Annotated in this window: 10 protein-coding genes; 8 read left to right on the forward strand and 2 right to left on the reverse strand. The window is 71.3% G+C overall.

What is annotated here, in order from left to right; translation table 11 throughout:
• Positions 1-464, reverse strand: a 464-nt coding sequence (locus AC32QD_RS07195; protein WP_492009809.1) for an SH3 domain-containing protein, incomplete at its 3' end; no start/stop codon positions are given.
• A 131-nt stretch (positions 465-595) separates the two neighbouring features.
• Here AC32QD_RS07195 and AC32QD_RS07200 point away from each other — a divergent pair.
• The 8 genes from AC32QD_RS07200 (at position 596) to AC32QD_RS07235 (ending at position 8,178) form a co-directional block, all read left to right on the forward strand.
• A complete protein-coding gene (locus tag AC32QD_RS07200; protein WP_492009810.1) occupies positions 596-1,582 on the forward strand; it encodes a 2-hydroxyacid dehydrogenase in 987 nt (328 codons plus the stop codon).
• A gap of 72 nt (positions 1,583-1,654) precedes the next feature.
• Positions 1,655-1,795, forward strand: a complete 141-nt coding sequence (locus tag AC32QD_RS07205) for a hypothetical protein (protein ID WP_492009811.1) — start codon at positions 1,655-1,657, stop codon at positions 1,793-1,795.
• Positions 1,792-2,385, forward strand: coding sequence for a poly(R)-hydroxyalkanoic acid synthase subunit PhaE (locus AC32QD_RS07210; RefSeq protein WP_492009812.1), 594 nt, complete (start codon positions 1,792-1,794; stop codon positions 2,383-2,385). Before AC32QD_RS07205 ends, AC32QD_RS07210 begins: the two co-directional genes overlap by 4 nt.
• Entirely contained in the window at positions 2,382-3,536 is a 1,155-nt protein-coding gene (locus tag AC32QD_RS07215; RefSeq protein ID WP_492009813.1) for an alpha/beta fold hydrolase, read from the forward strand. The genes AC32QD_RS07210 and AC32QD_RS07215 overlap by 4 nt, the downstream gene beginning before the upstream one ends.
• Entirely contained in the window at positions 3,533-4,441 is a 909-nt protein-coding gene (locus AC32QD_RS07220) for a hypothetical protein (RefSeq protein WP_492009814.1), read from the forward strand. The genes AC32QD_RS07215 and AC32QD_RS07220 overlap by 4 nt, the downstream gene beginning before the upstream one ends.
• A gap of 159 nt (positions 4,442-4,600) precedes the next feature.
• A complete protein-coding gene (locus AC32QD_RS07225) occupies positions 4,601-6,370 on the forward strand; it encodes a tetratricopeptide repeat protein (RefSeq protein WP_492009815.1) in 1,770 nt (589 codons plus the stop codon).
• Positions 6,360-7,256, forward strand: coding sequence for a 4-(cytidine 5'-diphospho)-2-C-methyl-D-erythritol kinase (locus tag AC32QD_RS07230; protein WP_492009816.1), 897 nt, complete (start codon positions 6,360-6,362; stop codon positions 7,254-7,256). The genes AC32QD_RS07225 and AC32QD_RS07230 overlap by 11 nt, the downstream gene beginning before the upstream one ends.
• 88 nt (positions 7,257-7,344) lie before the next feature.
• The gene (locus AC32QD_RS07235; protein WP_492009817.1) at positions 7,345-8,178 is read left to right on the forward strand and encodes an aldo/keto reductase; all 834 of its coding nucleotides are present in this window, start codon (positions 7,345-7,347) and stop codon (positions 8,176-8,178) included.
• A gap of 20 nt (positions 8,179-8,198) precedes the next feature.
• Here AC32QD_RS07235 and AC32QD_RS07240 read toward each other — a convergent pair.
• Positions 8,199-9,629, reverse strand: a 1,431-nt coding sequence (locus tag AC32QD_RS07240; protein WP_492009818.1) for a sodium:solute symporter family transporter, incomplete at its 5' end; no start/stop codon positions are given.

Genomic DNA, 9,629 nt, shown 5'->3' on the forward strand with positions numbered 1-9,629 from the left:
CAGCCGGCGATGCCCTTCGCCTCGACCTCGCACCAGTCGGGCCGGCAGCGCAGGAGGGAGGCGACCACGCCGCGCTCGGCCTCGGCGGTCGGCCGCGCGGCGTCGTTCGGTCGCTCGCGGAAGGTCACCTTCGCCGCCGTCACCAAAGCGGTGCGCCGCGACCGCAGGAGGGCATGGTAGACCCAGCCCCCGGCGTCGTCGGAATCCACGATGCGGCGCCATTGCCCGTACTCGTCGACGATGCGCACCGGCAATCCGGCGCGCTGGAACACCCAGTCGATGCGGTAGTCGAGCCCCGGCCCGCGCCGCGCGTTCACCTTGTCCGAGCGCAGCGAGACATAGCGCGGCAGCGGCAGCTTGGTGACCGGGCCGACCGACTCGTCCGTGGTGCCTTGCACCGCGCCCGCCGCTCCCGCCATGAGCAGCGCCACGCAGAGCGCGCCGAGGATGCGAAATCGCGCCATGCCCTTCTGCCTCGTGCCGGCGCCCTCTTGCCGGGGCGCGCCGTCCTGCCGGATGCGGCGATTTGTGCTTCAATCGCCGCGGCGCAGACCTTATCACGGGCTGAGCGTCGAGCGAAAAGGGAAATCACCCCATGCCCCGCAACCGCATCACGGTCGTCGTCACCCGCAAGCTGCCCGAGGTCGTCGAGACGCGGATGCGCGAACTGTTCGAGGTCCGGCTCAACGAAACCGATGAGCCGATGACGCCCGAACAGCTTGCCGAGGCGATGCAGAGCGCCGACGTTCTGGTGCCCACGCTGACCGACCGCATCGACTCGCGGCTCCTCGCCCGTGCCGGCAAGCAGCTCAAGCTGATCGCCAACTACGGCGCCGGCATCGACCATGTCGACGTCGAGACGGCGCGCAGCCGCGGCATCCTGGTCTCCAACACGCCGGGCGTGCTGACCGAGGACACCGCCGACATGACCATGGCGCTGATCCTCGCCGTGCCGCGCCGGCTCAAGGAGGGCATGGAGCTGATGCGGGCGGGCAAGTGGACCGGCTGGTCGCCCACCGCGATCATGGGCCACCGCATCTGGGGCAAGCGGCTCGGCATCCTCGGCATGGGCCGGATCGGCACCGCGGTTGCGCGCCGCGCCCGCGCCTTCGGCCTGCAGGTGCACTACCACAACCGCCGCCGCGTGCATGAGGAGCTCGAGACCGAGCTCGATGCGACCTATTGGGAGAGCCTCGACCAGATGCTCGCCCGCGTCGACATCCTCTCGGTCAACTGCCCGCATACACCGGCGACCTACCACCTGCTGTCGGCGCGCCGGCTGAAGCTGATGAAGCCCACCGCCTGGATCGTCAACACCGCCCGCGGCGAGGTCATCGACGAGAACGCACTGACGCGCATGCTGGTGAGGGGCGAGCTCTCCGGCGCCGGGCTCGACGTCTACGAGCACGCGCCCGCGGTCAATCCGCGGCTGATGGCGCTGTCCAATGTCGTGCTGCTGCCGCATATGGGCTCGGCGACCGAGGAGGGCCGCATCGAGATGGGCGAGAAGGTCATCATCAACATCAAGACCTTCGCCGACGGCCACCGCCCGCCCGACCAGGTGCTGCCTTCGATGCTCTGAGGGGCCTCGGAGGCTTTGCCAAGCCGGCCGCCTCGCCTGTAGGCTGAGACGCATCGCGCCGGGGGAATGGCGATGAGCGACCGCACGACCGCTGACCGGGACCCGTTCGGCCTCTGGCTCGAGGCGAGCCGGAGCTTCTTTGCCGCCCGGCCTCGGGGCGCGACCCTCAGCGAGCCGCTGCGCGAGCAGTGCGAATCGCTGTTCGCGGCATGAGCCGTTTCGCCAGCACCTATGGCGAGGCCGCCGCCGCGGCCGGCGCGGGCCCCGGCGCGGAGCGGACCGGAACGGCCGGCGGGCCGTTCGACCCGTTCGGCTGGATGGACGCGGCAAGCGCCGGCGGCTTCGGCGACCTGTGGCGCTGGTTCGGCGCGGGCGAGGGTGGCTGGCAGGCCGAGCACGAGGCGATGCTCGGCTCGCGCGAGTGGGGGGCCTACGCGCTCGCCCTTGGCCGCCACCAGGCGGTGATGGCCGAGGCCTGGCTGCGCGCCTTCCGCCGCTTCTCCGAGGCGCTGGCGGGCGAGGAGCACGCCGACGGCCCCCCGCCCTGGGAGACGATCCGTGCCCGCTGGCAGGAGGCCGCCGACATCGAGCTGGCGGAGGCGATGCGCTCGGACGCCTTCCTCGCCGCCCAGCGCGACCTGATCCGCGCCCGGCTCGATTGCGCGGCGCTGATCCGCGGTCGCCTCGAGCGCCTGGCCGAGCTTCTCGGCATGCCCACGCGCATGGAAATGGACGAGCTCGGCGAGCGCCTGCATCGGCTCGAGCGCGAGCTGCGCGCGCTCAAGGCGCAGAGGGGAGCATGAACGAGCAACCCGGCCCGGGCGACACCGCCGAGCGCCTTGCCAAGCTCGGCCGGCGGCTCGCCGAGAGCGGCGGCGACGCCATCCGGATCGCGGTGACGCCGAAGGACGAGATCTGGCGCGACGGCCAGGTCAGCCTTCACCGCTACCGCCCGGCGGTGCCGCAGCCGCGGCTGGGGCCGCTCTTGATTCTGCACGGGCTGGTCGGCCGGCACACCATGACCGATCTCGAGCCCGGCCGCTCGCTGGTCGGCCGGCTTCTCGAAGCCGGCGTCGACCTGTTCGTGCTCGACTGGGGCAACCCCACCCGCGCCGACCGGTTCAAGGATTTCACCGACTATGCCGAATACCACCTCGGCGACGCGCTGGCCGCGCTCTGCGCCGCCAGCGGCGCTCCCGGCGCCGCGCTCTTCGGCATCTGCGAGGGCGGCGTCTTCGCCGCCATCCATGCGGCCCGGCACCCCAGGCGCGTGCGCGGCCTAGCGCTGGCCGTGACCCCGATCGACTTCCACGCCGACATGCACGACCCCGACCCGCGCCGCGCTCTGCTCAATGTCTGGGTGCGCAGCCTGCCGCCCGCGCTGATCCGCGACCTGGTGGACGAGCGCGGCAACCTTTCGGGCCAGCTCACCGGCGCGCTGTTCCAGCAGCTCGCACCCGCGCGCACGCTGGCCAAGTATACTGCCGACCTCGCCGAGCTGGCGACCGACCCGGCCGCCCTCGAGACCTTTCTGCGCATGGAGAAATGGCTCGCCGACCGGCCCGACCACCCGGGCGCCGCGGCCAAGGAGTGGCTGATCGACCTCTATCACGAGAACCGCCTGGCGCTCGGCAGCTTCCGGGTCGCCGGCGCGCCGGTCGACCTCGCCGCCATCGCCTGCCCGGTGCTTAACATCTACGCTGCCGAGGATCACATCATCCCGCCGCCGTGCAGCCGGGCGCTCGGCCGCATCGTCGGGGGCCGCGACTACGAGGAGCTCGAGGTCCCCACCGGCCATGTGGGCGTGTTCGTCTCGCGCCGCGCGCAGCGCCTCGTCGCACCGGCGATCACCCGCTGGCTGACCCGGATCGGCCGGGCCGGCAAGCGGCGAGCCGCCACGCGACCACGACGCGCCGGCGATCAAAAGTCCAGCTCAGCCCGGAGAAAGCGATGACCCCTGCCTCCCCGTTCCGGCCACGCCTGCGGCGCCTTGTCGCCCACGTCCTGCCCGCCCTCGTCCTGCCTGCCCTCGTTCTCGTCATGTTGGCGGCGATGCCCGGTCGCGGCGAGGCCGCGGACTGCTCGCTGCAGAAGCTCCAGGACTGGGTCTCGAGCCCCACCATGCGCCAGGTCGCCGACGAGAACTTCACCTGCCTGCTCGACCGCATCGAGGCGCTCGAGAAGGACCGCGACGCGCTGGCGCAGCGGCTCAATGGCGCCCCGGGCGGCGCAGTCCCCACAGGCGGCGGCTATGAAAACATCGACGGCACGGTGCTGCCGGGCGCGCCTTTCCATGCCCCGGCGACCTTCGTCCTCACCGGCGGCCGCGGCGGGCCCAGGAGCCTCGAGCTCGATCGGACGCGCCTGGCCGAGATGTGCGGCGATGCCGACGGCTGCCTGCTCAGCCTCGGCCTCAAGGGCCTGATCATCGACGGCAAGCCCTTCGAGGCGATGTTCTCGGCCGGCCCGTGCGCCTTCCACCTCGACCCCAAGCAGAACGCCTGGGCGCTGTCGGGGCTCTGCGCATCCACCGATCTGCCCGGCACGACCTCGGCGGGCACGCCGGCCAGCGGCGGCCCGACCTGGGGACACGCAGGCGACGGGCGCCCCTTCGGCGGCCCCGCGTCCGAGGGCCAGGTGATCCTGTCCCTGGGCGGCGCCTGCCTCATCGCCGAGGCACAGCCCGAATCGCGCAATCCGTCGGGCGCGAAGGCGCATTTCGAACGCGACGCCAAGCCCGATCTCTTTCTCGTGACCGCCAGTCCGAACTGGCATCCGGCCGGCCCCTTCCCAAGGGCCGTCCTGCCACTTCGTCTCGGCGGTCCGGACTTTCAGTGCAGCCTGACCATTCGCGACTGACCCGCCGCCGGCCGCAAATCGCGCGGCCGGCCGCGAAATGTCGCATTTGCATCTTTCCGTTCCGGGCGGGTAATCTCGCCGTGGTAGAGAACGATACGCTCCTATATTGCGGGAAGCGGGCCGATTCTGCGGCCCGCCAACCGGCCACGGAGGCTCATCTTGGCAGGCAAGACCCTTGCTTTCGCGGCGTCCCTGACGCTCGAACTCCTTTGCGCTTCACCGCTGCCCGCCGCGGCCGCTGCCGGAGGAACGCAGATTCCCGGCCTCGCCGGCCCCTATCTCGCGGCCGAGGACGCGGCGCAGCGCAGCGACGTGGCGGCCGCCGCGCACTGGTATTCCCTGGCGCTCAAGGCCGACCCCAACAACCAGAGCCTGCTCGCCAAGGCCATCGTCCAGCACGTCGACGCCGGCGAGATGGCGGCCGCCGTCGCACTGGCCCAAAGGCTCGAGGCGCTCAACCCCGGCCAGAATCTGGCGGACCTTGTCCTCGCGGTCGAGGCGATCCGCACGGGCGCGCCGGGCCGCGCGCAGAAGCTGCTCGCCTCCACCGACCCGCAGGCCGGCCCCTTTGTCAGCCAGCTCATCAGCGCCTGGGCCGACTTCGCCGAGGGCAAGACCGACGCCGCGCGCAGCCTGCTGACCAAGCTCGGCGCGAAGAACTCCGCCGGCGCGGCGGGCGACATCGTCGCCGCCTATCACCTCGCGCTGCTCGAGGCCGCGGCGGGCAACGACAAGGCGGCTCTGGCCTCCATCGACCACACCCGAGAGCTGGCCAAGGGAACCGACGACCGCCTGACCCGGGTGCGCGCCGGCATCCTCGCGCGGCTGGGCCGCATCGACGAGGCCAAGAAGGCGGTCGCGCAGCAGATCGACGCCACGCTGGGCAACCCGGAGCTCGAAAGCCTCGCCGCCAGCCTGGCCCAGGGCAAGGCTCCGCCGCCGCTGGTGAAGACCGGCAGCCAGGGCGCGGCCGAGGCCCTGTTCGGGGTCGCCGGGTTCCTGGCGCGCGGCTCCAGCCAGCAGGTTAGCTTGGCCTATGCCCAGCTCGCCGTCTATCTAAACCCCGATCTGATGCAGGGCTGGCTGCTGATCGGGGACATACTCGACCAAGCCGGCCAGCACGAGCTCGCCATCGCCGCCTACCAGGAGGTGCCGCACGACGCGCCCGAGGCGCTGCAGGCCGCCATCGGGCGGGCGCAGGCACTTGAGGCGGCCGGCCGGCGCGATGAGGCCATCGGCATCCTGCGCGAGACCGCCGCCAGCCATCCCGACGAGATGGAGGCGCAGATCGCGCTCGGCGACATGCTGCGCCGGGCCGAGCGCTGGTCCGAGGCCGCCGCCTCCTATAGCACCGCCCTGGCCCTGATCAAGAAGCCCCAGGAGCGGCACTGGGTGCTCTACTACGAGCAGGGCATCGCCTATGAGCGCTCCAACCAGTGGAACAAGGCCCAGGCCGACTTCCTCGAGGCGCTCAAGCTCAAGCCCGACCAGCCGCTGGTCCTGAACTACCTGGGCTACAGCTGGGTCGAGCAGGGCAAGCACATCGACAAGGCGAAGGCCATGATCGAGAAGGCGGTCGCGCAGCGCCCCGACGACGGCTACATCGTCGACAGCCTCGGCTGGGTGGAGTACCGGCTGGGCCAGTACAAGCAGGCCGCGAAGAACATGGAGCACGCCGTCGAGCTCGAGCCCACGGACCCGGTGATCAACGACCATTACGGCGACGTGCTGTGGATGGTCGGCCGCAAGACCGAGGCGCGGTTCCAGTGGACGCGGGCGCTTTCGTTCAATCCGGACCAGAAGGAGGCCGAGCGCATCCACAAGAAGCTGGCCCAGGGCCTCGACGCCGTTCTCGCGGAGGAAAAGGCGGCAGGCCAGCCGGCGGTGCTCAAGAGCACGGCGGGAACGGCGAAGCCGAATGGCGGCTGAGGCTCCGTCCCCGGCCGCACAGACCGAGTTCGCCCCCGCCAAGGTCAACCTCTATCTCCACGTCACCGGCCGCCGGGCCGACGGCTATCACCTGCTCGACAGCCTCGCGGTGTTCCCCGCGCTTGGCGACCGGCTGGCGGCGCGGCCGGCCGCCGGCCTGTCCCTCGCCCTCGCCGGTCCCTTCGCCGACGCCCTGGCCGCCGAGCCGGACAATCTTGTGCTGCGCGCGGCGCGGGCGCTGGCCGCCGCGCACCAGATCGCGCCCGGCGTGGCCCTGACACTCGAGAAGACCCTGCCGCCCGCCTCGGGCATCGGCGGCGGCTCGAGCGATGCGGCCGCCGCGCTGAGGCTGTTAGCGCGGCTGTGGGATGTCGTGATCCCGACCGACCTTGCGCCCGCCCTCGGCGCCGACGTGCCGGTCTGTCTCGCCGCCCCGGAGCCGCGGTACATGACCGGGATCGGCGAGCGGCTGGCCCTGCCTCCGCCGCTGCCCGGCCTCTGGATGGTGCTGGCGAATCCCGGCATTGCCGTGCCCACCGCGGCCGCCTTCGCCGCCCTCAGCCGCCGTGACAATCCGCCGGCGATGCCGCCACCCGCCCTGACCGGCTTCGATGGCCTGATCGACTGGCTGAGGGCGCTGCGCAACGATCTCGAGGCGCCGGCCCGCAGCCTCTGCCCAGCCGTCGGCGAGATCCTCGAGGCGCTGCGCGAGGCGCCGCTCGCGCGCATGTCCGGCTCGGGCGCCACCTGCTTCGCGCTCCATGCAAGCGAGGCGCAGGCCGAGGCCCAGGCCGCACGTCTGCGCCGCGCCCGGCCCGCATGGTGGATCGTCGCCGCGCCGGTCGCGGCGTGGACCGGCGCGGCGAATTCCCCCGGGGCGCGCTGACCCAAGCGCTGGAAATGCCCGGCTGCGGCCCTAGCCTTCGGGAGAGCCGGCCACCGACGGCTGCGATCACGACCGGGAGATTGCCGACTTGACCCATTCTGTGCACGCCAACGGCGCCGAGATCCCCGCCATCGGCCTGGGGACCTTCACACTGACCGGCGGAACGGCGACGCGCCTAGTCGGCGAGGCCATCCGCGCCGGCTACCGCCACGTCGACACGGCCGCGATGTACGACAACGAACAGACGGTGGGCGCCGGCCTGCGGCAGGCCGGCGTGCCGCGCGAGGAGATCTTCCTCACCACCAAGGTCTGGCCCAGCGACATCGCCCAGGGCGACCTGCAGCGCTCGGTCGAGGCCAGCCTGACACGCCTTGCGGTCGATCAGGTCGACCTCGCGCTGATCCACTGGCCCAACCCCTCGATCCCGCTCGCCGATTCGATCAAGGCGCTGAACGAGGTGCGCGACCGCGGCCTCGCGCGGCACATCGGCGTCTCGAACTTCACCGTCGCGCTGGTGGACGAGGCCGTGTCGCTGTCCAGGCACCCGCTGGTGTGCAACCAGGTGGAATACCACCCCTCCCTGAACCAGGACCGCGTGCTCGCCGCGTGCCGCCGGCACGGCGTGGCAGTCGTCTCCTACTGCCCGCTGGGGCGCGGCTCCGAGCTTCTCGCCGAACCCGCCGTGCGCGAAGCGGCCGAGAGCCACGGCAAGACGCCGGCGCAGGTCGTGCTGCGCTGGCACGTCCAGCAGCAGGGCGTCGCCGCGATCCCGCGTTCCTCCAACGCCCAGCACATCGCCGCCAATCTCGATGTCTTCGACTTCGCGCTCAGCGCGGGCGATGTGCAGGCGATCGACGCCCTCAAGGCACGGCAGCATCGCATCTGCGATTTCGACTTCGCGCCGGCGTGGGATCCCGTCTGAGCCCGCGCGGCGGCCCGCGCTCAGTCGAGGACGACGAGGAGCGCGGCGATGACGCCCAGAAGCAGCATCGCCTGCACCCGGTAGTCGCCAAGCCTGCCATGGCGCGCCGGCTCGGGAAGCAGGTCGTACCGCGCGGCCACGACGTCCGCGCCGGCCTGCTCCCCCGGTGCGAACGCGCTGATTCCCGCCATGATCGCCAGCGTCGCCGCCAACAGGATCATGGCCATGTAGGTGAAATGCAGGCCCTGCCACAGCTGCGCCACCTCCTGCGCGAAGTACAGGCCCAGCGCCACGGGCTCGACGATTACCAGCGCCCAAAAGGCGCTGGACCGCGTCAGCCGCCGGCCCAGCAGCCCGCCGAGATAGATCGCCACCACGGGGGGCACCAGATAGGCCAGCGTCGACTGGAAATACTGGAACAGCGAGCCGAACGAGGCGATCAGCGGCGCGTAGACCGCGGCGATCACCATCATCGCCCCGGTTGCCAAGCGCCCGAACAGGATCAGCCCGCGCTCGTCCGCGTCCGGCTTCATCGGCTTGACCAGGTCCATGGTCACCAGCGACGCCGCCGCGTTCAGCGCGCTGTCGAGGCTCGACATGATCGCCGCCAGCATCGCCGCGAGGATCACGCCGCGCAGGCCCTCCGGCAGCATCTTGAAGGCCAGCGTCGGAAAGGCCTCGTCGGCCTTGTCGAGATGGGGATAAAGCGCCGCCGCCACCAGGCCGGGCACGATCATCAGAAGCAGGTTGGGCACCTTGAGCGCCCCGGCGAACAGCGCGCCGCGGCGCCCCTCGGCAAGCGAGCGCGCGGCCAGCGCGCGCTGCACGAAGTACTGGTTGAACACCCAGTAATAGAGCCCCAGCACCACCACGCCGCCGATCCCCGGCCAGGGCAGGAAGGAATCGCCGGCGGAATGGAACAGCCGCACCTGATCGGGCGACAGCTTGGCCAGCACCGCGTCCCATCCCCCCGCCGCCGACATGCCGACCACGGCGACGATCAGCGCCCCGATGATCAGCACGATCGCCTGCAGGGCATCGGTGACCACCACGGCGCCCAGCCCGCCGAAGATCGTGTAGGTCCCGGCCAGAAGCGTGATCCCGATCGAGGCGGTCCACAGGCCGAAGGCGGGAAACCCGGTCTGGATCACTACTGCGCCGGCATAGAGCGCGCCGGCGGTGTCGATGAACAAGAGCGTCAGCAGCGTGAACACCGAATAGGCCACGCGCGTACGCCGATCATAGCGCAGCTCCAGGTACTCGGGCACCGTGTAGAGCCGGTTCCTCAGGAACACCGGCAGCACGAAGGCGGCCATCATCACCAGCACCAGCGCCGCCGTCCATTCATAGTGGAAGACCGTGATGCCATAGGCGTAGGAGGCGCCGATCAGCCCGACGAAGCTCGCCCCGGACATGTTCGAGGCGTAGTAGGAAAAGCCGATCAGGTACCA

The organism is Thermohalobaculum sp. (assembly GCF_058622915.1).

What these genes read in the sequence shown, in the direction of transcription:
- AC32QD_RS07230 (WP_492009816.1), top strand. Translation starts at nt 6,360, where the DNA reads ATGGCGGCTGAGGCTCCGTCCCCGGCCGCACAGACCGAGTTCGCCCCC.
- AC32QD_RS07215 (WP_492009813.1), top strand. Translation starts at nt 2,382, where the DNA reads ATGAACGAGCAACCCGGCCCGGGCGACACCGCCGAGCGCCTTGCCAAG.
- AC32QD_RS07210 (WP_492009812.1), top strand. Translation starts at nt 1,792, where the DNA reads ATGAGCCGTTTCGCCAGCACCTATGGCGAGGCCGCCGCCGCGGCCGGC.
- AC32QD_RS07220 (WP_492009814.1), top strand. Translation starts at nt 3,533, where the DNA reads ATGACCCCTGCCTCCCCGTTCCGGCCACGCCTGCGGCGCCTTGTCGCC.
- AC32QD_RS07205 (WP_492009811.1), top strand. Translation starts at nt 1,655, where the DNA reads ATGAGCGACCGCACGACCGCTGACCGGGACCCGTTCGGCCTCTGGCTC.
- AC32QD_RS07200 (WP_492009810.1), top strand. Translation starts at nt 596, where the DNA reads ATGCCCCGCAACCGCATCACGGTCGTCGTCACCCGCAAGCTGCCCGAG.